Raw genomic sequence first — 24,561 nt, forward strand, 5'->3', positions numbered from 1 at the left:
GCCAGACGCGTATCTGAATTCCGAGTATCCATGCTAGTCTCGCACGCATCACACGCTGTCCGGCGTGTGATGAACGCTGAATAGTGGTTTCACTGCGCATCGAGATTCTCCTGTGTCTTAATGATCCGTCGAATACGGAGGGGGATTCACGCGCATGACAAATGGAATTCAGGATTAAAAAATCAAACTTCCTGAGGATATTTCATGCCTGAGGTAACACCGCAATATATTGAACTGATCCGTAGTCGAATTGGTCACAAGGGCGCTTTGCGCCGACCGGTTGTGCTTTCGGCACTGATTGGAGTACTTGCGACGCTTATAAGTCCAGCGGAGGCTGGCAATGTGCAATTCTCTACGACTACGCCGGCTGTTGTCGCAAGCGACGCGGCCGTCAATGCAACAGCAAACCAGCAGACGCAGCCAGCAATACGCCGTGGTCACGAAAAGCGGTTGCTACGAGCTGTAACGTCTGAGACCCCGGGAGAGTTCGCACCGCAGCCCAACAGCATTCGTGCACTCATGGCGCCGGTATCGGGCGAGCTGGCAGCTGCACATGACGAACAGGTCATGCGCGAGATGCCTGCTGACATCAACCTGAATGGCACGATCGCGACGCTACCCAAGCTTGGACCGAAGCGTTCCGGTGAAGCCCTTGATAGCGTTCATATTCAGAACCTTGCTCAACCGAAGCAGGGGCTGCTGCGTGGCGCGGGCGTCTCGGGCGCGAACAACATCGTCACGAACGAGGCGCCGCCGGGGCCTGCTTCCATCGAGGAACTGGCCCGTGCATTGCGCTATCACCCGGACCTGATTTACCAGTACGTACGCAACAATATCGAGATCGATCCCGTACGCGGTATTCACAAAGGTGCGCTCGGTGCTGTGCTTGACAACCAGGGCAGTGCGTTCGACCAGGCGCAACTGATGGTGTCTTTGCTTCGTACGTCTGGTTATGACGCACGTTTTGTGCGCGGTGTGATCAAGCTTACGGCGCAACAATTTACCGACTGGTATGGGGTTCCAACCAGTAATGCATGCGCGGTCTTGAATCTGATGGGGCAGACGCAGATTCCGGTCTACAGCATCAACGCAACGCAGGCGGGTAATTGTCCTGGTGTGAATGCGGCGATGACGGATATCTCGATCGAGCATCTGTGGGTCAAGGCGAATATCGGTGGAACCTGGTATACCTTCGACCCGAGCTATAAACCACACACGCTCAGTTCAGGTGTGGACTTGAGCGCAGCTGCAGGCTATAACGCGGCCTCGTTTCAGTCCACTGCGGTGACGGGTGCGACCGTTACGGCCGATTCCGTTCGCGGATTGAACCGAAATGGCATACGCTCAAATCTGCAGACGGCTGCAACTAATCTCGCGAACTGGATCCGCAAGAACAGGCCGACTGCTACCCTTAGCGACATAGTTGGGGGGAAGGCGATCATTCCATTCTTCGGCGGTACTGTCCGTCAGACCCAGAACCCATTGCTCGACACAGGGTGGGCCACGGAGGAATGGACTGACATTGCGGTCGGGTTCAAGCCGACCGTGCGCGTGATGTATCGCGGCATTGACCAGACGTTTACTTCTGACGCAATCTACGGAAAACGTCTCACCATCACTTTCAACTCGTCAAATCAGCCATTGCTGAAACTGGATGGTGTGCAGATAGGAGCGGCGGGCAGCGCGGTTACGCCGGGCGCAGATAGCGTCATCAGTTTCGTTGTATGGCACAACGCGTACGCCACCACCGGCTCCGACCATGCATTTGATCAGCACATCAGCGGAGGTGGTACCTATTTAGTCGTAAACGGCTGGGGACCAACTGGGCGTGGGCTGTCGCAAAGCTATCTGAAGTACCTGGAAAACGTTCGAGCGTCGGGAAATGCCGACACCAGCGAGCCCGTGCTTGGTGCGAGCCTCGGCGTAATGGGTGCACAGTGGATCTCACAGACGACGCGGAGCGCATCCATTACGGATCACCTCGCCAATACATATAGTGTTCAGCAACATCAGGTCGGTATCGCTGGTTATCAAAGTTCGCCGTATGTGGATCTTCCGAGCAATGTGAGCTCCACGGTTCACATGGCAGGTAACGCAGCGCTGGAAAAGGCCGTGTTCGACAGCAACGCGATGCATTTGTCTATCCTAGAATCGACTGCTGTGAAGCAGACGTCGAGTGTGTCGGCTGTGTCGACGGTGAAGCTGCTCGACCTCGCGATGAGTCAAGGTCTGCCCATCTACAACAGCGGTGGTGGCCGCTATACGAGCGTTATTCAGCCCGCATTGGTGAACTGTCAGGCTCATCTCACCAACTTCCAGAACTATGTTAACCAGGGTTACCGGTTGCTGATACCCGGTAATTGTCAGTTGACTGAAGATAGCTGGAAGGGAGTCGGGTACTTCGTGCTTGGCACGGGAAGCACGCGTCTGCTTGGATCGACAATCAGCGGCGGGCTGTCGGGCGGGTATAGCTCCTCGGCTGTGGCCGCGGCTACGTACAACGTGTCGACAATAAATAATTCGAAATCGGCGGTGACGCTCAACAATGTCTTCGGATCGCAGAACATAGCGGGCGATCCTATTGATATGGTGCACGGAAATTTCCTGTACGAACATCGCGATATCAAAACGGGCCATGGTGATGCGCCTGACAGTCTGGAGTTCCAGCGTCTCTACAGCAGCGGGATGAAAAATCAGAGCGGCGCACTCGGTAAGGGATGGACGCACAATTACGACAATCGCATTCGAGCGGCTTCTGACGGTTTTTTGGGAATGGGAGACCGCCTCGCGCTTGATGCAGTGGGGACGATCATCGAGCACAAAGCTTCGCTCGATCTGTTGAGCGATCCTGCCGCGCCGACCGAAAAGTATCTGGGCGCGGTCATAGCGCAACGCTGGTTTGGCGATCAGATCGTTGACAACACTCAGATTGCAACCTTCGGCATGAACAGCGATGTCTTCGTGCGCTTGCCGGATGGTAGCTACAATGCGCCGCCGGGCAAAGCCGTGCGGCTAGACGTTAATGGTAGCGCTGCGTCGTACACGACCTTAACGGGTGCCACGTACGTATTTGATCTCGGCACAGGTAAGGCAAATCGGTTCACTCAGCCGGACGGTAAAGCGCTCACCTTCACGTGGTCTGGTGATTTCGTCACCAAGGTGGACAACAGCGTAGGCCGCAGCCTGACGCTGAGCTATACCAACAATCGTCTGCAAAGCGTCAGCAGTCCGCAGCAGACCGTGCGCTATACGTATGACGGCAACGACAATCTGGTCACTACGACGGACGCGGATAGCTACACGACACGCTTCGAGTACGACCAGCCGGGTCGGATGACGAAGTTCTATCAGCCGGGCTTTCCGAGCACGCCTGTGGTTACTAACGCCTATGACACGCTGGGTCGTGTGCAGACTCAGACCAGTGCGGCGGGCAATCTCTACAACTACTACTTTGCAGGCTATCGCAGCGAAGAGGTGGGGCCGGGCGGCTCGAGTCGCACGAATTACAACGACGGCGAGGCCAATCTGCTGCAAGTGGGTGACCCCGTTGGCAACTGGACGCTGAAAGACTACGACGGACAGAACCGGCTCGTGCGTGAAACCCGTCCTGAGGGAAATCGCATCGAGTATGCCTATGATGACGCGAGCTGTACGGCTACCGCGGGTTATCTGAAGGGCTGCACGCACAATGTCTTGACGGTCACGCGCTATCCCCGCTCGGGCACGAGCGACCCCGTGTTGACGCAGCGTTTCACCTATAACCCGTCCAATGGCAAGGTTGCGACGGCGACGGACGCCAAAGGGCAGATCACCACGACGACGTATACGAACGAGGGTCTCGTCAGTTCGATCACGCGGCCAGCGGTGAACGGCACATCTCCGATGACGACTTACACGTACGAATCGGTCAAACCGGCGGGCACTAGCAGTCTCAATGTGATTCGCCCGGTGCGCGTCACGGAGAAGATCGATGCGACGCGCAGTACTGCGACGACGATTAGCTATGCCGCCGACTTCACGCCGTCGACGACGATTCAGGATGTGGATGGCCTGGCGGTGAAAACGATTACGACCTTCAATACCGAGGGGCGTCTTTACACGAGTAAGCGTGATGGCGTCGCTCTGGTTACGAACGCGTATGACATGCGTGGCAACGTGACCCGTACGAACGCGAACCTGTTGGCGAGCGACGAGGTGATCGGCTATGACGCGGATAGCCGCGAGACGAGCCGCGGCGTGGCCGTCGCGGGTGGAGCAATGGTGACCTGCAAGCGCTACAACGCGATGGGCGATGTGGTGCGCGTGTGGGGACCGGCGAAGACGTCGGGCGTGAGCACATGTCCTGCTGAGACTGCACCGACGCCGATCACGGATACCGCGTACGACGATCACCATCGTCCGTCGCGGGTCACCCGTTATCTTGCGGCATCCGATGGCGGCAACCGCGTAACAGACACCGTGTACAACGCGGACGACAGCGTGAAGAGCGTACGCAAGGCGGTCGGCACGAGCGTCGAGCAGAGCTACGTGACCTACACGTACAACCCGAACGGCACGGTTGCGCTGATCAGCGATGCGAAAGGCAACACGACGGTCAACCTGTACGACGGGCACGACCGACTGTACCGTACGCACTATCCGCTGGACGGCCAGCCGGGCATGGGTGACTCGAACAACTACGAGCAGTACACGTGGGACGCGAACGGGAACCTGACGGCGCTCAGAAAGCGCGACGGGCAGACCATCACGCAGGGCTTTGACGCGCTGGACCGGCTGTCGACCCGCACGTTCCCGGGCAGCGTGGGCGACGTGCAGTACAGCTATGACCTGCGTGGCCTGAAGACAGCGTCGCAGTACAGCGACGGCAGCCACACGATCACGAACAGCTACGACGGACTCGGACAGCTCACGCAGACAAGCGCGGCAGGCCGCACGATGCGCTACACGCGCGACGCGGCGGGTAACGTGACGGACATCGCGTGGCCGGACGGTTTCCATGTGGGGACGACCTTCGACAGCTACCGTCGTCCGTTGCAACTCCTCGAGAACGGCACGACGAATCTGGCGAAGTACACGTATGACGCGCTGAACCGCCGCACGCAGGTGGATCTGGGCAACGGCACGCGTACGGAACTTGCGTATGACGACCAGGGCGGCCTGTCGACGCTGAATCATCGCTTCACGAGCAGCACGGAAGACTGGCTGGCGACGTTCACGCGCAACCAGCTTGGAGATATCAGACAGGCGAATGTGACCAACAGCCGGTATGTGTGGACGTCACCGGTGTGGGTCGGCGGCTACTCGACCAATGCATTGAACCAGTACACGACGATGGTGGGAAAGGTGCCGAAGTCGGACCTGAACGGCAACCTGACCAACGACGGGACGTGGACGTACAGTTACGATCGGGAGAACCATCTGCGGACTGCGGCAGACCGCTTCGGCACGACGAATGCGACGCTGGCGTATGACCCGGAAGGGCGGCTGCTGAAGACGACGGTGAACGGAACGGACACGACGCTGCTGTATGACGGACAGAAAGTGGCGGCCGAATATGACGCAGCGGGGACGATGACGCGTCGGTACGTGTTTGGTCCGGGTGTGGATGCGCCGCTGGTGCAGTACGAGGGTTCAGGTACAGGCTTCAGGAGCTGGCTGTATGCGAACCAGCAAGGCAGCGTGGTGGTGCAGGCCAATGCGGCGGGCGCGACGACGGGCAGCCGCGCGTATGGACCGTTCGGTGAGACGTCGGGGACGCTGGATTCGCGCTTCGGGTACACGGGGCAGCAGTATCTGGCGTCGCTGGGGCTGTACTATTACAAGGCGCGGATGTATTCGCCGGGACCGGCGCTCGGGCGATTCCTGCAGACGGATCCGGTGGGGTACAAGGATGACCTGAACTGGTATGCGTATGTGGGGAATAATCCGGTTAATCTGACGGACCCGAGTGGGATGATTGCGTCGGCGTCGGGGAACTTCGCGAGTACCTTGTCGCCGGCTGCGGCAAATGTTGTGGCTCAGTCGTCCGCGAGTGGGTTAAAGCTTGACGCGCCGACCATCAGCATGCCCCCGACATCTGTGGGCAATCAGGCCGCTGTTCAGGTTGCGGGCATGCCATTTCAAGGTGCCGCGGGATCGTGGGTTTCATCAATGCCGGGCAAAATGCCGCAACTTCGTATGTATGGACCGAACGGAAGTGCTTTAGTTGACATCGATATGGAAGCCCATCACGGAAACGCTAACCCACATGCGCACAATTGGGAAGGTACCAACCGTGACAACGGGTGGCCCGTTTCGATACTACCTTGGTAATGCGAATGGAAAATTCAATGCTGATCGGATGGAATAATTTCCACGACTGGTATCTTGATCGTGTAACGATCGGACCGAATGAAGAACCTCGTGAACTGATCCTTGGTTTATATTTTGGAGATGAGCGCGCGGAGGTGACCTTCGAAGGCGTCACTTGTTTTAACCTTGAATGCCTTGGTCTGTTGAACATTGTGTACTGCATAAAAATAATGGAGGAAAGTGACAAAAACTACGGGACCGTGATTGACGCTTTAAAAAAAGGTGAACGGCTTTCCACAAGGAAAGGCACGAAGGTCGCTTTTATGTTCTCCAGCCTTGGTGCCGAACTCGCGATCGAGTTTGATTCTTTGAGGATCAAATCGGCTTGATACGGTACGACCTTGCAACGGTCAGGAATAGGTGATGAAAAGACAAAGGGCCGCGCACGCGGCCCTTTTGGGCGAAGTACACGTATGACGCGCTGAACCGCCGCACGCAGGTGGATCTGGGCAACGGCACGCGTACGGAACTTGCGTATGACGACCAGGGCGGCCTGTCGACGCTGAATCATCGCTTCACGAGCAGCACGGAAGACTGGCTGGCGACGTTCACGCGCAACCAGCTTGGAGATATCAGACAGGCGAATGTGACCAACAGCCGGTATGTGTGGACGTCACCGGTGTGGGTCGGCGGCTACTCGACCAATGCATTGAACCAGTACACGACGATGGTGGGAAAGGTGCCGAAGTCGGACCTGAACGGCAACCTGACCAACGACGGGACGTGGACGTACAGTTACGATCGGGAGAACCATCTGCGGACTGCGGCAGACCGCTTCGGCACGACGAATGCGACGCTGGCGTATGACCCGGAAGGGCGGCTGCTGAAGACGACGGTGAACGGAACGGACACGACGCTGCTGTATGACGGACAGAAAGTGGCGGCCGAATATGACGCAGCGGGGACGATGACGCGTCGGTACGTGTTTGGTCCGGGTGTGGATGCGCCGCTGGTGCAGTACGAGGGATCAGGCACGGGTACGAAGAGCTGGCTGTATGCGAACCAGCAAGGCAGCGTGGTGGTGCAGGCCAATGCGGCGGGCGCGACGACGGGCAGCCGCGCGTATGGACCGTTCGGTGAGACGTCGGGGGCGCTGGATTCGCGCTTCGGGTATACGGGGCAGCAGTATCTGGCGTCGCTGGGGCTGTACTATTACAAGGCGCGGATGTATTCGCCGGGACCGGCGCTCGGGCGATTCCTGCAGACGGATCCGGTGGGGTACAGGGATGATCTGAACTGGTATGCGTATGTGGGGAATAATCCGGTTAATCTGACGGATCCGAGTGGGATGATTGCGGCATTCGGGTTTGCGTCGACGACAAACTATCCATCAAGTAGCGCCGCAAACGTTTCGGCTCAGGCGTGCATCAGTGCGCCGAAGCTAGTGGTGCCGACGTTCATGATGCCAGCGACAGCGACGGTAAATCAGGCGGCGGTTCAGGTTGCGGCTGGCAGTGTCCCGATGACGGGCAATCCGCCTGGTGGCTTCCGGTTGAATCCGAACGGCCTTAATACAGATTACTGCGACGGCACCGGCAATCTGACTGCTCAATATCATGAAAGTCACGGTGAATCCCACGGGCACAATTTTTTTTGGACGGTAAACGTGACCCGAATCACCTACCGATGTCGCCCATACCCAATCGATGAACGGATCTAGAGAGTAGCGATAAACCCATCAAAGAACACATTTGGCTGGGAGTTTGCACGGAATGGGAAACTGCTCCAGAACGTGCTCGGTGAATATCCCTCATTCCACGACTCGTCAGTTCGAAGCTTTTGTATGCGACGAGCGAGACGTTCCTTTTTTTGATGACGAAGGCAAGCCGCTGCCACCGGGTTGTGATCGAGATCTTGTCGATTTGACGCTGGAGATCGCCCACAATTGCTTTGGGCCACGCCCGCCTGAAGGCGGTTCGGATTACATCGTAACCGTGGATCTACTGAATATTACGAAAACAGATATCGACATTAACGCAATGATCGAGGAAGCCTGGATCAGGGATGTCAACCTCACGAAGATGGATAATGGCCTGATTAGGTTTGATCTCAACCCCAACATTGGACTAGATATCGTCGTGGCATGTCACGAAGTCACCGTTGAGTCGATTCGGCCTTATGATCGGGACGCGCTCGTCGTTCCGAGCTAAACGATGCCGACATCTAGAATCCTTTAACCGTATACACGAAGCGCGATTGACGAAAGCGCTTGCGCAAATTAGATCTTGGTGGTGATGAAGACGAAGGGCCGGTGATGCGGTCCATCGTTGTTTGAGTTGAGGTAATGATAAACCGTTGGTGCTCGATGGCAATGCGTACGCGGGCTCGAAAAGCGCTAAAGATTCTCAATGGTAATCGTTTCAAGAGATAGAAATTTGGACTATGGATTCGCTATTTGATCTGCTTGGAAAGCATCGATGATGCAAAGATTTACTATACGTTGAGCCGTAATCGACCCGATACGGTGCTCGTCTCGGTGACCGTGGTGGGGATGCGTATTGAGATCGACGTGTTCCGCGATGGACACACAGAGGTTTGTACATTCTCCGGTTCAGAGGGTGAGGCAGTTGGCTTCGACCTATTGGACGAGATCATTCGTAATAACCGTGATTAGATGTTGCCGCAACACCTCGGGGATAGCGCGTTGCATGGTGATCCAGCTATAGGGTCCCGTAGGTGATGGAAAGCAAAGAAGGGCCGCTTGCGCGGCCCTTCTTTGTTTCAGCTTCGGTAATGATGAATCGATCGTGCGTCACGCGTCACCCGTTACCTCGCAGCATCTGATGGCGGCAACCGCGTAGCAAACACGGTGTACAACGCGGACGACAGCGTGAGGAGCGTACGCAAGGCGGTCCGCACGAGCGTCGGCGACGCTTGAAGTGATAAGTCATATCGCGGATGCCAGCGAAACCACGAGCAACCCACTCAAGCCGTCGCAAGACAACAAACCTCACCCTGGCACTCTAACCCATCCCTCCATCAAAACCCGAGCACTGCGACTCATCGCAGCCTTTTTAACAGCCCATTCACCGTTTTCAAAAGAAGCCAAAGCCCCGACCCGCAAAGTCCCCGAGGGATGCCCAAACCGCACGGCTTCGCGCTCCCCACCGCCAGCGGCAAGATTAACCAGCGTACCAGGAATAGCAGCAGCAGTCCCAATAGCTACAGCTGCGGTCCCCATCATCGCGTGATGGAGCTTCCCCATCGACATAGCCCGAACGAGCAGATCAACATCTTCAGCACCAACAGCCTTGCCGCTGGAAGCGGTATACCCGGAAGGCCGTGCAACAAAAGCAATCTTAGGCGTGTGCTGCCGCGTCGCAATCTCATCGAGACTCTTGATCAACCCCATCCGCAGCGCGCCATGCGCACGAATCGTCTCGAACTTCTTCAAGGCAGCATCGTCGCTATTGATCGCGTCCTGCAACTCGGTCCCCGTATAACCAATCGCCTCGGCATTGACGAAGATCGTCGGAATCCCCGCGTTGATCATCGTCGCCTTTAGCGTGCCGACACCAGGTACTTCGAGATCGTCGACGAGATTGCCCGTCGGGAACATCGCCCCCCCAGCACCTTCTTCCTCGGCAGCCGGATCCATAAACTCGAGCTGCACTTCAGCAGCCGGAAAAGTCACGCCGTCGAGTTCGAAATCGCCCGTTTCCTGAACGGAACCCGCGCTCATCGGCACGTGCGCAATGATCGTCTTGCCGATGTTCGCCTGCCAGATCCGCACGACAGCCACGCCGTTATCCGGCACGCGCTCGGGATCGATCAGCCCGCCGCTGATCGCGAACGGTCCAACGGCCGCCGACAGGTTGCCGCAATTGCCGCTCCAGTCGACGAACGGCTTGTCGATCGATACCTGACCGAACAGATAATCGACATCGTGATCCGGCCGGCTGCTCTTCGCGACGATCACCGTCTTGCTCGTGCTCGACGTCGCGCCGCCCATGCCGTCGATCTGCTTGCCATACGGATCGGGGCTGCCGATCACGCGCAGCAGCAACGCATCGCGCGCCGCGCCCGGCACCTGCGCCGCTTCGGGCAAGTCCTTCAGGCGAAAGAACACGCCTTTGCTGGTGCCGCCGCGCATATACGTGGCGGGAATCTTGATCTGAGGTGCGTGTGCCATATGTGTTGATCCTGATTTGAACGATCGGTCCGTCTCAGGCCGCTGCCTTCGACGACTCCAGGAAATCCTGCGCAAAGCGCTGCAGCACGCCGCCCGCTTCGTAGATCGAGACCTCTTCCGCCGTGTCGAGCCGGCACGTGACCGTCGCTTCGATGCGCTCGCCGTTCTGGCGGTGAATCACCAGCGTCAGATCCGCGCGCGGCCTGCGCTCGCCGATCACGTCATACGTCTCGGTGCCGTCGATGCCCAGCGTCAACCGGTTCACGCCCGGCTTGAACTCGAGCGGCAACACACCCATGCCGATCAGGTTCGTGCGGTGAATGCGCTCGAAGCCTTCCGCCGCGATCGCCTCGACACCAGCGAGCCGTACGCCTTTCGCGGCCCAGTCACGCGACGAACCTTGTCCATAGTCCGCGCCCGCAATGATGATGAGCGGCTGCTTGCGCTCCATGTAGGTTTCGATGGCTTCCCACATGCGCGTGACCTTGCCCTCCGGCTCGATACGCGCGAGCGATCCCTTCTTCTGCTGGCCATCGACGACAGCCATCTCGTTGATCAACGTCGGATTCGCGAAGGTTGCGCGCTGGGCCGTGAGGTGATCGCCGCGATGGGTTGCATACGAATTGAAGTCCTCTTCGGGCAAGCCCATTTTCGTGAGGTATTCGCCCGCAGCGCTGTTCGCCAGAATCGCATTCGACGGCGACAGGTGATCGGTCGTGATGTTGTCGCCGAGCACGGCGAGCGGGCGCATACCTTGCAACGTGCGCGCGCCAGCCAGCGCGCCTTCCCAATACGGCGGACGGCGAATGTACGTGCTCTGTCCGCGCCAGTCGTAAAGCGGGCTGATCGGCTCGCCGCTCGTCGCCGTGACGGCGAACATCGGCTCGTAGACCTTGCGGAACTGCTCGGGCTTCACGCTCTGCGCGACGATCGCGTCGATCTCTTCATCGCTCGGCCAGATGTCCTTCAGATACACGGGCGCGCCGTTCTGATCGGTGCCGAGCACATCGCGTTCGATATCGAAGCGGATCGTCCCCGCAATCGCATACGCGACGACGAGCGGCGGCGATGCAAGAAACGCCTGCTTCGCATACGGATGAATGCGGCCATCGAAGTTGCGATTGCCCGACAGCACAGCCGTCGCGTACAGATCGCGGTCGATGATCTCCTGCTGGATCTTCGGATCGAGCGCACCCGACATGCCGTTGCACGTCGTGCACGCAAACGCGACGATGCCAAAGCCGAGCTTCTCCAGATCGGGCAGCAGGTTCGCTTCCTGCAAATACAGTTCGACAGCCTTCGATCCCGGCGCCAGCGACGACTTCACCCACGGCTTGCGCGTCAAGCCGCGTACATTCGCGTTGCGCGCGAGCAAAGCCGCTGCAATGACGTTGCGCGGATTGCTCGTGTTCGTGCAGCTCGTGATTGCCGCGATGATGACGGCACCATCGGGCATCTGGCCGGGCACTTCTTCCCACTTGCCCGCGATGCCGCGCTCGGCGAGATCCGACGTCGGCAGACGCTTGTGCGGATTCGATGGACCGGCCATATTGCGCACGACCGTCGACAGATCGAATCTGAGCACGCGCTCATATTCGGCGTTGGCCAGCGTATCGGCCCACAGGCCCGCTGTTTTCGCATACGTTTCGACCAGCTTCACCTGCGCGTCGTCGCGACCCGTGAGGCGCAGATAGTCGATGGTCTGCTCGTCGATGAAGAACATCGCGGCGGTTGCGCCGTACTCCGGCGCCATGTTCGAAATCGTTGCGCGATCGCCGAGCGTGAGGCTCGACGCGCCTACGCCGCGAAACTCCAGATAGGCGCCGACCACTTTTTCCTTGCGCAGGAATTCGGTCAGCGCGAGCACGATATCCGTTGCGGTGATGCCCGGCTGGCGCTTGCCCGACAGCTCGACGCCGACGATATCGGGCAGACGCATCCACGATGCGCGCCCCAGCATCACGTTTTCTGCTTCGAGGCCACCCACGCCGACAGCGATCACGCCGAGTGCATCCACATGCGGCGTATGGCTGTCCGTGCCGACCAGCGTGTCGGGATACGCAATGCCATCCGCCGCATGAATCACCGGCGACATCCGCTCCAGATTGATCTGGTGCATGATGCCGTTGCCCGGCGGAATCACGTCGACATTCTTGAACGCCTTCTTGGTCCAGTTGATGAAGTCGAAGCGGTCTTCGTTGCGCCGGTCTTCGATTGCGCGGTTCTTCGTGAACGCATCGGGATCGAAGCCGCCGCATTCCACCGCCAGTGAGTGATCGACGATCAGCTGCACCGGCACGACGGGGTTGACCTTGGCCGGGTCGCCGCCCTGATCGGCGATCGCATCGCGCAGGCCGGCGAGATCGACGAGCGCGGTCTGCCCGAGAATGTCATGGCATACGACGCGCGCCGGAAACCACGGAAAATCCAGCTCGCGTTTGCGTTCGATGATCTGTCGCAGCGAATCGGTCAGCGTCGCGGGATCGCAACGGCGCACCAGGTTTTCGGCGTGCACGCGCGACGTGTACGGCAGTTTGTCGTAAGCGCCGGGCTGGATCGCGTCGATGGCGGCGCGCGTGTCGAAGTAATCCAGCGAGGTGCCGGGCAGCGGTTTGCGGTAAGCAGTATTCATGGCGTAGGGACACAGGCGGTCATAATCGGGAGCGGTCTTGCGCGAAAGGCGCCGGCTCGCATCCACACTGTTATCGCGAAGTTTAGCGCGTCGACGCTCGCGCGGTGCAGCAATGAGGCTTCGATAAAAAGCAGCCTTGGCTCGCGGGTATCGACGAGCCAAGGCCGAACCAGGATAAACAGAAAGCCTGCTTGCCGTCAGACGCGCTTCGCGAGCGGCACGAACGCGAGATCGTCCGGTCCGGTGTAATTCGCGCTGGGCCGAATGATCTTGTTGTCGACGCGTTGCTCGATGATGTGCGCGGCCCAGCCGGCGGTGCGCGAAATCACGAACAGCGGCGTGAACATGGCCGTCGGCACGCCCATCATGTGGTACGACACGGCGCTGAACCAGTCCAGATTCGGGAACATCTTCTTCGCGTCCCACATCACGCTTTCGAGCCGCTCGGCGATGTCGAACATCTTCGTGTTCGACGCTTCTTTCGACAGCTTCTTCGCCACGTCCTTGATGACCTTGTTGCGCGGATCGGAAATCGTGTACACCGGGTGGCCGAAGCCGATCACGACTTCCTTGTTTTCCACGCGGCGGCGGATGTCGGCTTCCGCTTCATCGGGCGTCTGGTAGCGCGACTGGATTTCGAACGCGACTTCGTTGGCGCCGCCGTGTTTCGGGCCGCGCAGCGCGCCGATGGCGCCGGTAATGGCCGAATAGATGTCCGAGCCCGTGCCCGCGATCACGCGGCCCGTGAACGTCGATGCATTGAATTCATGTTCGGCATACAGGTTCAGCGACACATGCATCGCGTCGACCCACGCCTTCGACGGCTCCACGCCATGCAGCAGATGCAGGAAATGGCCGCCGATCGAATCGTCGTCGGTTTCGACTTCGATCCGCTTGCCGTTGTGCGAGTAGTGGTACCAGTAGAGCAGCATCGAACCGAGCGAGGCCATCAGCTTGTCGGCGATATCGCGCGCGCCCGGCAGGTTGTGATCGTCTTTTTCCGGCAGAACGGTGCCCAGCACCGATACACCCGTGCGCATCACGTCCATCGGATGCGCGGCGGCGGGAATCCATTCGAGCGCGGCCTTCACGTTCGCGGGCAGGCCGCGCATGGCTTTGAGCTTGGTCTTGTAAGCGGCGAGTTCGGCGACGTTGGGCAGCTTGCCGTGCACCAGCAGATAGGCGATTTCCTCGAATTCACAGGCGCTGGCGATATCGAGAATGTCGTAGCCGCGGTAGTGCAGGTCGTTGCCCGTCTTGCCGACCGTGCACAGGGCCGTGTTGCCCGCCGTCACGCCCGACAGCGCCACGGATTTCTTCGGCTTGAATGCGCCAGCGTTCGGCGTGCCGTTGTCTGCTTCGCTCATGTGTCTTCCTCCAGGAATGCGATTACTTGTGTGAGGCAAACAGCGCGTCGAGTTTGTCCTCGTACGCGTGATAGCCCAGGTATTGGTAGAGATCGTTGCGTGTCTGCATGGTCGGCACAGCCGCCTTTTGCGTGCCGTCGCGCAGCACCGTCTCGTAGAAATTCAGCGCCGCCGCGTTCATCGCGCGATAGGCGCCGCAGCAGTACAGCGCGATATCGACGTTGGCTTCGCGCAGTTCCGTCGTCGTGAAAAACGGTGTCGCGCCGAACTCGGTCAGGTTCGCGAGAATCGGCACCTTCACGGCGGCCTTGAAGCGGCGATAGTCGTCGAGCGTTTTCATCGCTTCCGGGAAGATCATGTCCGCGCCCGCTTCCACGTACGCGACGGCGCGCTCGATCGCGGAATCGATGCCTTCGGCGCCGGCTGCATCGGTGCGGGCCATGATGACGAACTGGTCGTCGGTGCGTGCGTCGACGGCGGCCTTTACGCGGTCCACCATCTCTTCCGTCGCGACGACTTCCTTGTTCGGACGATGCCCGCAGCGTTTCTGCCCGACCTGATCTTCGAGGTGAACGGCCGCGACGCCCGCCTTGATGAACGAGCGGACCGTGCGCGCGATGTTGAAGGCGCCGCCCCAGCCTGTGTCGATATCGACGAGCAGCGGCAGGTTGGTCGCGTCGGTGATGCGGCGCGCGTCGGTCAGCACGTCGTCCATCGTGCTGATGCCGAGGTCGGGCATGCCGAGCGAGTTGGCAGCGACGCCACCGCCCGACAGATACAGCGCCTTGAAGCCGACGGCTTCGGCCATCTTCGCGACGTACGCGTTGATCGCGCCGACGACCTGCAGCGGTTGTCCTTCTGCGACGGCCTGGCGGAATGCTGCGCCGGCGCTGGTGGGTTGTTTGGCTGAATTCACTGTGAGGCTCCGTTGATTTGCGCGGTCTTATCTGCAAGTGGCGTGCCATGTACGCGCATGCCGCTAAGTCTCTGATTTTACGAGTGGTGTGTTCATGCGATTGGTCGCGTGGATTTCAAAAGTGAAATCGTCGGTTTCTATTGTGAAATTCGAGGTGCATAATGGAGGCTGCCCCGCATCACACGGAATCGCTTCGATGAGCACGCCCTCCGCCGTTTCGACCATCCGCCCGCGCATCTGGGCGATGGGTATCAGCCGTCTGCGCGACCTGTTCGTCGATATCGCCAGCGAATACGCGGGCCGTGCCGAACTGCGCGTGGTGGCGCGCGGCTTCGACGATGCCGCGCAGGAGATCGACGCTGCGGGCGTGGAGCGTCCCGACGTGATCGTCGCGGGCGGCTCGAACGCGGCTTATCTGAAGGCGCGCGTCAGCGTGCCCGTGGTGGCCATTACGCCGACGGGCTTCGACGTGATGCAGGCGCTGGCGCGCGCGCGGCGTGATGGCGCATCGGTGGCGCTCGTCACGCACGGCGAGACGCCCGATGAAGTGAAGCGTTTCACGGCCGCTTACGGCATCGACGTGATTTTCGCGTCGTATCGCTCAACGGAAGATGCCGAGCAGTGCGTGCGTGATCTGCAGGAACGCGGCGTGGAAGCCGTGGTTGGGCCCGGCCATGTGACCGATCTCGCGGAGCGCGCGGGCATGGGCGCCGTGTTTCTGTACTCGCGCACGTCGGTGCGCAGTGCATTCGATACCGCGCTCGACGTCGCGCAGGCGACGCGCGCCGAAGGCGTGCGCCGTCAACGGCTCGATAACCTGCTGCAGCACTTGCGCGACGGCGTTGTTGCGCTCGATGCGCAAGGACGCGTCGAAGCGATTAACCAGCGCCTTGCGGGCGTGCTCGGCATCGATGCAGCAAGCGCGGCCGGCATGCCGCTGCAACAGCTCGCACCGGACATCGCAGGCGCGCTGCCCGACGCCGACGGCGATACGCTCGTCTCCGTGCGCGGCACGAGCTATCTCGTGCACCGCGGGCCGCTGGCGGGCGCGGGCCACGCGGCGGGCACGGTGTTGACGTTCCAGGAATCGCGCGCCGTCGAGCGCCTGGACCGCACGTTGCGCTCGCGACAACGCGGGCAGCAATTCACCGCTCGCTACCGGCTCGACGATCTGGTGGGCGAATGTCCATCGATCGAACGCGTGCGCACGCTGGTGCGGCGCTACGCGAAGTCCGACGCGACCGTGCTGATACTCGGCGAGAGCGGCACTGGCAAGGAAATGGTCGCGCAGAGCATGCATCAGTTGAGCGCGCGGCGCGACTTTGCGTTCGTGGCGATCAACTGCGGCGCGTTTCCAGAAGCCCTGCTTGAGAGCGAACTGTTCGGCTACGAGGAGGGTGCGTTCACGGGTGCGCGCAGAGGCGGCAAGGCGGGTCTGATCGAGGCCGCACATCGCGGCACGCTGTTTCTCGATGAAATCGCCGAGATGCCGCTGCCGCTGCAAAGCCGGCTGCTGCGCGTGCTGCAGGAGCGGGAAGTGGTGCGGCTCGGTTCGACGGAGCCGACGCGCGTGGACATCCGCGTGGTGGCTGCAACGCATCGTGCGCTGACGGAAGGTATCGAGGCCGAGACGTTCCGGGCGGACCTTTATTACCGCCTGAACATCCTCAGCATCGCGCTGCCGCCATTGCGCGAACGCACGACAGACGTGCTGCCGCTCGCAGCGGAACTGCTGCTTCAGGCCGCGGCACGCGAGCCGAGGCTTGCGCTGCGCGTCCCTGATCTGCAGGCCGCGACGCGTGCGCTCGCGGAGATTGGCGAGCCGCTGCGCGGGTACGTATGGCCCGGCAACGTACGCGAATTGCAGAATGTGATCGAGCGGATTGCCGTCGAGCTTGCCGACACGGAGGGCGGCGTGGGCAACGTGTTCACGCGCAAGATGCTCGACGTCGTCGCGCCCGAACTGTTTGCGTCAGCCGCGTCGCAGCAGAAGGGCGCGTTGACGTTGCGCGAGCGCAGCCGTCATATCGAAGCGGACGAAATACGCGCGATGCTTGCCGCGTGTGGCGGCGATCGCGATGCCGCGAGCAAGGCACTCGGCATCAGCAAGACCACGCTTTGGCGCAAGTTGAGTGCGGCGCAGTGAGCGACGCATGGGCTTCGCGATTACACGCCTATTAATGCAGTAACGAACAGGCCGACTGATACGACGGCCATGCCGATAGTCAGCTTTTGCAGCCAGCGCTTCTTCGTGAGCAGCGTAATTGCGGCGAGTGCAATGGATATCTGCACGAGTGTTGTTGCCTGTGCCCAGCGGTGATGTTGATGTTGTAGCGATTCGCTGACTTCATTGTCCTTCTTCACCTGCTCTTCGAGCGCCTCCGCCTTCTGTCGAATGGGCTCTTTCTCGGTCTTGTAGCGCTGCGTATCGGCGATGAATTTCGCGTGTGCGGAAGATGCCGGATCGCTGAGCGCCGCGCCCAGTTCGGCGAGGTTCTGCTTTTCGCCTTTAGCCTGGTAGTAGGCCCACTGGTTGGCGGCTTCTGTTTTGAGGATCGCGGCTTCGTTCTTGAAGAAAAGCGCCTGATTTTCGTTCGCACCGCTCTGGTAGGCGGCGATTGCGCCGACGCTTGCCAGGATAGCCGTCATCACGGCGAGGCGCGAAGCGTTCGTGTCGCCGCCGTGGCTGCCTGCGTGTTCGATTGCGTGATCGTGGGGGCCGTGGACTTCGTAGTCGTCTGACATTGGTTTTTGGGGTGGGCGAAAGTCGCCAGCATACCGTAGTGGGGTTTGTTTTTTGGTTTTTGGTTTTGTTGTTGCTGTTGATTTTTTCTTCTGGGCTGGCATCCGCGTTTTGTTACTGGTGCTTCAAGCGTTGCCCCTGTGCGGGGCGGCACTTACTTTCTTTGCCGCCGCAAAGAAAGTAAGCAAAGAAAGCGGGCTAACACCGCCCGTTTTTGACCACCGCCTGAGGGCCCCCAACGGGTCCTCCACTTCGCACGGCAATCTCTCAGTCACCGCCCGTTGCCAACGCTTCGAATCGGCGTCTCACCCACTTCAAGTACCCGTTGCGCAGCCAGCGGCAGCGAACGGTTTGCGCCGCCCAGGTGGAAAACTGTGTGTAGGTCGTAGTGCTCCACACCTCAGCGATCCTACGACACCGATCGTGCTTTTCAGTCCGGAGTGAAGCGCATGCGGCGCGAAAGCCGACACACAGTTTGCCGCCATAGAACGTGGGCAAATTGATCGCGCATGTGGTGACGCGGGAGTGTGAAGTGGGTGAGGCGCTCAATAAGCGCGTTCGCAACGGGCATCGAATAGCAGGTTGCCGTGTGAAGCGGAGGACCCGTTGGGGGCCCTCAGGCAGAAACAAGAACTGGCGGTGTTCAGCGGCTTTCTTTTGCCTACTTTTCTTTGCCGCGGCAAAGAAAAGTAGGTGCCGCCCCGCACAGGGGCAACGCCAGCAAACCAGATACATATCGCGGATGCCAGAAAAACCACTAGCAAACCACATCAGCGTCGCAAGACAACCAAAAACCCCAGCTCACTGCATTCTCCGCTGCGCCCGATACTCCGTAGGAGAAGTTTTCATATGCCGCCGAAAACTCCTCGCAAGATGATCACCACTGGTCAGGCCGGCCCGCTTGGCCACCTTGTCAACAGGAAGGTCAGTCTCAACAAGCAGACTACACACGACCTGAAGCCGCGCATGCATCAGATAGTCAGACGGCGTCATCCCAAGCTCACTTCTAAAGTGCCGCAAGAGACTACGTTCACTCATCGCAGCAACCTGAGCAGCATCTTCAATAGTGACCTGCCGCCGGCAGTTATCCTGCAACCAGTGCGCGGCGGCACGCACCTTTTCGGCGGGCGTATTGCCAACCACATCCTCGAAAATCGCGTTGAGCATATCGCGCGAGCAGATCGACAGGCGCTCGGCGACGCGCCGCGCCATGTTGTCGCCCATGTCGCGGCGAATGAGCTTCAGCGCTCCCGTGAGCGCATCATTGAGGCTCTGTGATTTCGTTCTGCAGTCGCCAGACCGATGCGACGTGTTCAGTTGCGAATCGTGCTCATCGTCATGCAACTCGTCGCAAGCGTGACCATCCAGTCCCGGCAGCGGCGCACCGACTAGCCGCACGTCAGCCGCCTTCGAGCGTGCGCGGTTGATCCATGCGATCAGCGGCACGGCACGCGAGTCGATACACGCATCGGCGCCGACAATCGCGAAGATCGCATCGAATTCATGTCCGGCGTGTGCATCGAATGTCTCCGCGCTGACCAGCAGCGCAGCAGAACTGGCGACGTAGCCGTCGTGATCGGAAAGCGTGGTGATCCTGTACGTCCATTGAATCGGTCCGCAGGCAGACAACTCGGTGGCGATTTCGAGCACATTGGCGATGACGCTCGCGCTCAGCAGATCGAAGCCGTCGAACAGCACGACGGCAACATGTCTTAATCGCCCGGGAATGACGTCCGTGCCCTCGGAATCCTTGATCTCGAATCTTTGAGGCGCATGTGTGGAAATCATGTTCTTCCCCAACCTGAATGAACCAGACCAGAAGCTCGAAGACCGGGTCCGATGCGGGAAGCGTGCCGCGCAACATGACCGCGCGAAACTCCGCGGATATCCCGTAGCTACTCATGCTGCCTCTATGAATCGCACAACGAATGTGGGCGAGCGCACGCAACGCAGTGTGTTTTCGATGAAGTGTAGTACTTCGTCATTGACAGTCCGGCGTGTATCCGCTTAGGCGAACTATGTGCAGATCACCCACTGACAGATGGCTGACGGTTCTTCAGCCTTCACGCGGAATCATCCTTCACGTTGCGTCGCCATGATCTCGGTGAGCACTGCGCGATAGGTCGAATGACATCGTTCTGCGGTGCGAGAGATCTCGGCCAACGCGGCGCGCGCGGATGCGGCGTCGTGGCGGTGCGACGTATCCGATAACGCGAGTATCGTTTGCAGTGCATCGCGCTGCTGGCTCAGCAGCAATTGCAGCGCGCTGCCGAAGCTGTTCTGATCGTGGCTCGTGGTGCTCATGTCGATCCCGTCTGGCGTGTGCGTAATGGCAAAACGAATGAAGTACGGATGTTCTTCCACTTGTTACATCGATGATTCGTTACTCTTCAATCCGGATATCGACGAACCCGTGGCGATGCCCCGTACGTCGGAAACGGCCTGCGCGATCTTCAGATAGCTCTCCGCCGTGTCGCGCAAGGTATAGCCGTCAAGCGCGCGTTGCGCGCGAGGTGCGCGCAGAGCATGCAGCAAGGCACGCGCATACGTGGAAGCGTCTTGCGTGTCGACCAGTGATACGCCCGGAAAATCACCCGCAAACTCGAATGCTGCAATGCGGCTTGCGACAACCGGAATACCCGATGCCAATGCCTCCAGAAAACCGATGCTATGCGCCTCTCTGAGCGACGGCATGGCAAAGACCTGCGAGGCCTGCAGAATTGCAGGGACATTCGACGCCGGACCGCAGAGCGTGACTCGCTCGTTCAGATTCAGACGTTGCACGAGATTCATGGCCATCTCGTGATAGGCGCGATCTTCGATGACGCCGTACAACACGAGACGCGCATCAGGTTCCTGTTGCAGCACGATGTCGAACGCGTGAATCGTGTCGAGTTGCCCTTTATCCACGACATAGCGACCCAGTTGCACGATCTGTTGCGATGCAGTGCGATAGACTGGCGTCGATTCAGATGCTTCTCGCTGGAAGCGCGGCAGATCGACACCGTTGGGTATCACGGTGACGAGCGGATGCGGTCCGACTTCGCGCAGATAGTCGCGCGTGTTTTGTGCCGAGACACCGACAACAGCTTTTGCGCGGTGCGACAACATGCGCTCCGCCCACTTGAGCTTCGGATTGGCGAAGTCATTCGAGCCTGAATGCATCACGTAGACGACGGGCGCGCCAACGGGAAGAAGCCGCACGTAGAGCGCGGCGAGCGTCGCGTGCGCGATGATCACATCCGGGCGAAATTCCCGGATGCTGCGCCATAGATGTGTGAGACGTCCGATACGGCCCTGTGGGGATTGTGGGAAATCGCACAGTACGCCAGCCGCCGCAAGTTCGCTGCGGCTATGGTCGAAGTCGGCGAGTTGGGGGAGCATCGACGTGATGCAGACTTCGTGGCCACTCTCCCTGTGCTGGATCGCGAGACCCTTGGCCAGAATCTCGGCACCAGACAAACGTGGCGCATGTACAACCTGTAGTATCCGCACGTGTCACCGTTTTGAATTGGCGTGATATTAGAGAGGCGGCTCGCTAAAGCATGTAGCTCTTGTTTGTTCAAGCGTACGGTTGCGTGCTTCAACCGTCAATTGTGGCGATCGATATGTGTTGTGGCTATACGATAGACAATCGACACATCGACTTTCGGTCAAGCACTAGTTTTTACTCGACACTCGTACGCGTCAAAGCACTTCTTCGATTGCTTCGGCGATTGAGCCTCACCTCAATCATCATCTGAATGAGATCGCACTGTCTCTACTGAAACAGGCGATCGGGCCAGAGCGTTTCCGAGTAAACGAATGGCAGCGGAAAAGCTTCCATCGATGTGCCCAGCAGGCCGTCCGTGTGCAGTGAGTATCGGGAAAGTACTGAATTGCCTGACGAAAACTGCGTGTTGTTCAGTATCGCGTCGGCACGTTCATAGAAGAGCAGCGCGGTTCCGGTTCCATCGCTGAGCATGGACGGCATCGCGTCTTGCCACTGTATATCGCGTCGATACCCGATTAGAACGGGCGCCATCTCCTGTCGCGCGGTGTTCAGTTTCCAGATGTCCACGCCACCGGGTTCAGCGTAATGCGGCACCGTCATGACGATCGATGCTTCATCGCGCGGGTCGCCCGTTACACGTGTCGTGTCCGTTTTGAATTGTTCAGGCAGCAGATAGGGCACGCCGACGCTCCAGCGTCCTCTTTCGACACTCAGCGGCGTGACGGAGAGGTGACGGTTATCGTCGGTTGACTGAATTGCGACGAACGAAGCCATGTCCTTGCGAATGCTTCTCAAGGCAAGCAGATGAGCATTGGATTTGAACCGATGCGTGATGCCGGCTTTCGACTGCTGGATCTTTCCTGATCGATCCGAACCTATCGTCCAGAGCTCCAGTTCATTGTCTGGTTTTTTAGCGGAAACAAGAAGTTTGTCATCCGATGTATCTCCCGTGGAATAGGGTAGGTACTGCTGCGCGAGCTCAGCGGGTAGGGCTCCGTCGCTTTGAAACCATAAGACAGGGGCGGAAAAATGATTGCCGCTGCTGTGCAACATCCAGAAAGCAGAGCCGCCGTTTCCTGGCGTGACGATCATCAGGTCCGTGCGGCCGTCGCCATCGAAGTCGCCGGCAACAAAGCGGGCGCTGTCGAAACACAAGCGCTCGCCTCCGCATGTCGGCTTCGTTGCACGACTGTCGAAGCGAACGGCATCCGAGTACCAGACCTCAGGCGCTTCAGGTTTTCCTAAGACGTTGGTCTGAACATAAATGTCGAAGCCTGGGCCGTCGGGACGTCTTTGCACATAGATCGCCGACGGTGTGCCGTGCCCGGTAACGTCGCCGTACATCACACCCGAAAGTCGCAGATCGGTTGACCACGTTGGACGTGCGGTCGACCATCTGTAGCGCGTCGTCAACGAAGTACACCCTCTGATATTCAGGCGATTGTTCTCTTCTCCGAGGCACCGCCGTGAGGGCGTAAATATCAGACCAAAGTCCCACGGGGTCCAACGCTGTGAAGCATTCCATTCTTCGCAAGGTTCTTCAGTAAGTGCCCCATCGTGCTCGGCAACACATTGTCCTGTCGAGGCCGAGACAAGCGCGGCATTGTGCTGGTTACCTGCATAGGTAGTGCGCGGTTCCCATCGCCATTGCTGGTTCATTGAATCGTCACAGGGAGCGAGTTGCGGGCCGCGCGAGTTGCCTTGCGAAGTCAGGCATTGACTGGACCCCGTATTGAACAGTACGGACGGAATGGCCACGAAGTCGGGCTTCTTATGTAGCGTCGTGTCGCTGCGGGAATAGTTGCGTAAAACCCAATTGCCGTCCCACTGATACTCGCCGAATACATGTGCGAAGTCGCCGCCGTCAATAGAGAAGTAACTCGCCGCTGCGTCCCGCTTGCGTTGAGCAGGTTCTCCGAAAAGCGTTGCCGGCCAGTTTCCGGTTGGATAGGTGGTGTAGAACACAATGGGAATCGGGCGAGCGATATTCTGCGCGACATGTCGTGTTATACGGGCAGCGTAGATATGATCGGGATGCTCGATGAACGGCACAGTATCCGGGTTGAGCGTGGCGATACGCGTAGCGTCCTTCAATATCGTCTGAAGGACAGCGGACAACGACGCACGTGTGTACCGCGCTGCGGCAAGTTCGCCATGTCCCATCGGATACGTTGTGAGCGTCGCGCCCTGGTCCCAGAGCAGGGCAAGCGGCACGCGTCCACCGCGGACCGCGCCGCCGGGAAGCCGCAATTCCAGAAGCCGCACGCGTGGCTGTGCTTTTAAGGTGAGCTGGTAGACGGGTTTGCCCTCGATTCGCAGTGTCGTTTCATCCCATGTATTAGCGACTCCGGCGAGACGCGCATACGCGAGCCGTGACGCTTCCTCGCGCTTTTGCACGTAGGCGAAGTTCGTGCCGTTGGCGCCGCCGATCAGATGTACTACCGTCACGCACCAACCCGCGCGCAACTGGTCGCTTATCGCGGGTTCAACGAACAGCAGATCATCGTCAAGATGGGCTACTACCGTTACGAGCGTGCCCGCGCTGCAATCGACAGTCGCTGCGCGGGCAGAGCCAGTGAACATGAAGCAGAGGCAAAGAACATAAAGGATACGCAATGGAAACCATAAAAACGCGATTCGCGGCGTGTTCATAGGATGGCGGCCGTCCCTTTTCTTCTTGGTGTAGTTCCCGAGAGTCGTTATCGGTCGAATCAAGTAGCCTCGACCTGTTGATTGCGCGTGTTATTGCTGGTTCTGTTTGCTTACGATATGAAAGGCTATTGCCGTAGTCAGATCACGATTGAAGAGGCTGCGACTAATCAGGCGTAGAGACGAGTCTATATTTGTGAGCCGTCTTTTAATAGAGCGGAGTTCTCCCGGTTTAAAGCCTGGATTGTGTCGAGGAGATCAGCCTTTAATAGACAGAG

15 protein-coding genes are annotated in these 24,561 nt (G+C 59.2%); 6 read left to right on the forward strand and 9 right to left on the reverse strand.

Translation table 11 applies throughout. The features are described from left to right. Nucleotides 1-519: 519 nt before the first annotated feature. The 5 genes from G3O01_RS01150 to G3O01_RS01170 all read left to right on the forward strand — a co-directional run bounded on the left by G3O01_RS01150 (nucleotide 520) and on the right by G3O01_RS01170 (nucleotide 8,965). Complete coding sequence (locus G3O01_RS01150) at nucleotides 520-6,312, forward strand: RHS repeat-associated core domain-containing protein (RefSeq protein WP_205802602.1); 5,793 nt, start codon at nucleotides 520-522, stop codon at nucleotides 6,310-6,312. 5 nt (nucleotides 6,313-6,317) lie between these two features. Next, nucleotides 6,318-6,680 (forward strand): hypothetical protein, encoded by a 363-nt coding sequence (locus tag G3O01_RS45090; RefSeq protein WP_241023548.1) that lies wholly within the window; start codon nucleotides 6,318-6,320, stop codon nucleotides 6,678-6,680. A gap of 110 nt (nucleotides 6,681-6,790) precedes the next feature. Then, nucleotides 6,791-8,011 carry an RHS repeat-associated core domain-containing protein gene (locus G3O01_RS01160; protein WP_205802603.1) on the forward strand — a complete coding sequence of 407 codons (1,221 nt, stop codon included), beginning with the start codon at nucleotides 6,791-6,793 and terminating at the stop codon, nucleotides 8,009-8,011. Between the two features lie 79 nt (nucleotides 8,012-8,090). Continuing rightward, nucleotides 8,091-8,501 (forward strand): hypothetical protein, encoded by a 411-nt coding sequence (locus G3O01_RS01165; RefSeq protein WP_205802604.1) that lies wholly within the window; start codon nucleotides 8,091-8,093, stop codon nucleotides 8,499-8,501. Between the two features lie 254 nt (nucleotides 8,502-8,755). Then, nucleotides 8,756-8,965, forward strand: coding sequence for a hypothetical protein (locus tag G3O01_RS01170; RefSeq protein WP_205803122.1), 210 nt, complete (start codon nucleotides 8,756-8,758; stop codon nucleotides 8,963-8,965). A gap of 336 nt (nucleotides 8,966-9,301) precedes the next feature. Here G3O01_RS01170 and prpF read toward each other — a convergent pair whose 3' ends face one another. The 4 genes from prpF to prpB form a co-directional block, all read right to left on the reverse strand. Then, complete coding sequence (gene prpF, locus G3O01_RS01175; RefSeq protein WP_205802605.1) at nucleotides 9,302-10,483, reverse strand: 2-methylaconitate cis-trans isomerase PrpF; 1,182 nt, start codon at nucleotides 10,481-10,483, stop codon at nucleotides 9,302-9,304. 34 nt (nucleotides 10,484-10,517) lie between these two features. Next, the gene (acnD, locus tag G3O01_RS01180; RefSeq protein WP_205802606.1) at nucleotides 10,518-13,115 is read right to left on the reverse strand and encodes a Fe/S-dependent 2-methylisocitrate dehydratase AcnD; all 2,598 of its coding nucleotides are present in this window, start codon (nucleotides 13,113-13,115) and stop codon (nucleotides 10,518-10,520) included. Between the two features lie 197 nt (nucleotides 13,116-13,312). Next, complete coding sequence (prpC, locus tag G3O01_RS01185; RefSeq protein ID WP_205802607.1) at nucleotides 13,313-14,482, reverse strand: 2-methylcitrate synthase; 1,170 nt, start codon at nucleotides 14,480-14,482, stop codon at nucleotides 13,313-13,315. Between the two features lie 22 nt (nucleotides 14,483-14,504). Next, on the reverse strand, nucleotides 14,505-15,398 hold the full coding sequence (prpB, locus tag G3O01_RS01190; RefSeq protein ID WP_205802608.1) for a methylisocitrate lyase: 894 nt from the start codon (nucleotides 15,396-15,398) through the stop codon (nucleotides 14,505-14,507). 196 nt (nucleotides 15,399-15,594) lie between these two features. On the opposite strand from prpB, the gene prpR reads away from it, so the two are divergent. After that, nucleotides 15,595-17,544: a propionate catabolism operon regulatory protein PrpR gene (prpR, locus tag G3O01_RS01195; RefSeq protein ID WP_205802609.1), complete on the forward strand. Its 1,950-nt coding sequence runs from the start codon at nucleotides 15,595-15,597 to the stop codon at nucleotides 17,542-17,544. Nucleotides 17,545-17,564: 20 nt separating this feature from the next. Here prpR and G3O01_RS01200 read toward each other — a convergent pair whose 3' ends face one another. The 5 genes from G3O01_RS01200 to G3O01_RS01220 form a co-directional block, all read right to left on the reverse strand. Beyond that, nucleotides 17,565-18,143: a DUF4337 domain-containing protein gene (locus tag G3O01_RS01200; protein ID WP_205803052.1), complete on the reverse strand. Its 579-nt coding sequence runs from the start codon at nucleotides 18,141-18,143 to the stop codon at nucleotides 17,565-17,567. Between the two features lie 799 nt (nucleotides 18,144-18,942). Further along, a complete protein-coding gene (locus G3O01_RS01205) occupies nucleotides 18,943-19,929 on the reverse strand; it encodes a helix-turn-helix domain-containing protein (RefSeq protein ID WP_241023549.1) in 987 nt (328 codons plus the stop codon). A 285-nt stretch (nucleotides 19,930-20,214) separates the two neighbouring features. Further along, nucleotides 20,215-20,445, reverse strand: a complete 231-nt coding sequence (locus tag G3O01_RS01210) for a hypothetical protein (protein ID WP_205802610.1) — start codon at nucleotides 20,443-20,445, stop codon at nucleotides 20,215-20,217. Between the two features lie 63 nt (nucleotides 20,446-20,508). Then, nucleotides 20,509-21,636 (reverse strand): glycosyltransferase, encoded by a 1,128-nt coding sequence (locus tag G3O01_RS01215; RefSeq protein WP_205802611.1) that lies wholly within the window; start codon nucleotides 21,634-21,636, stop codon nucleotides 20,509-20,511. Nucleotides 21,637-21,901: 265 nt separating this feature from the next. After that, a complete protein-coding gene (locus G3O01_RS01220; protein ID WP_205802612.1) occupies nucleotides 21,902-24,286 on the reverse strand; it encodes a PIG-L family deacetylase in 2,385 nt (794 codons plus the stop codon). Between the last annotated feature and the right edge of the window lie 275 nt (nucleotides 24,287-24,561).

This window comes from Burkholderia sp. Ac-20365, from assembly GCF_017104715.1.
In the GTDB taxonomy this organism is placed as follows: Bacteria; Pseudomonadota; Gammaproteobacteria; order Burkholderiales; family Burkholderiaceae; genus Paraburkholderia.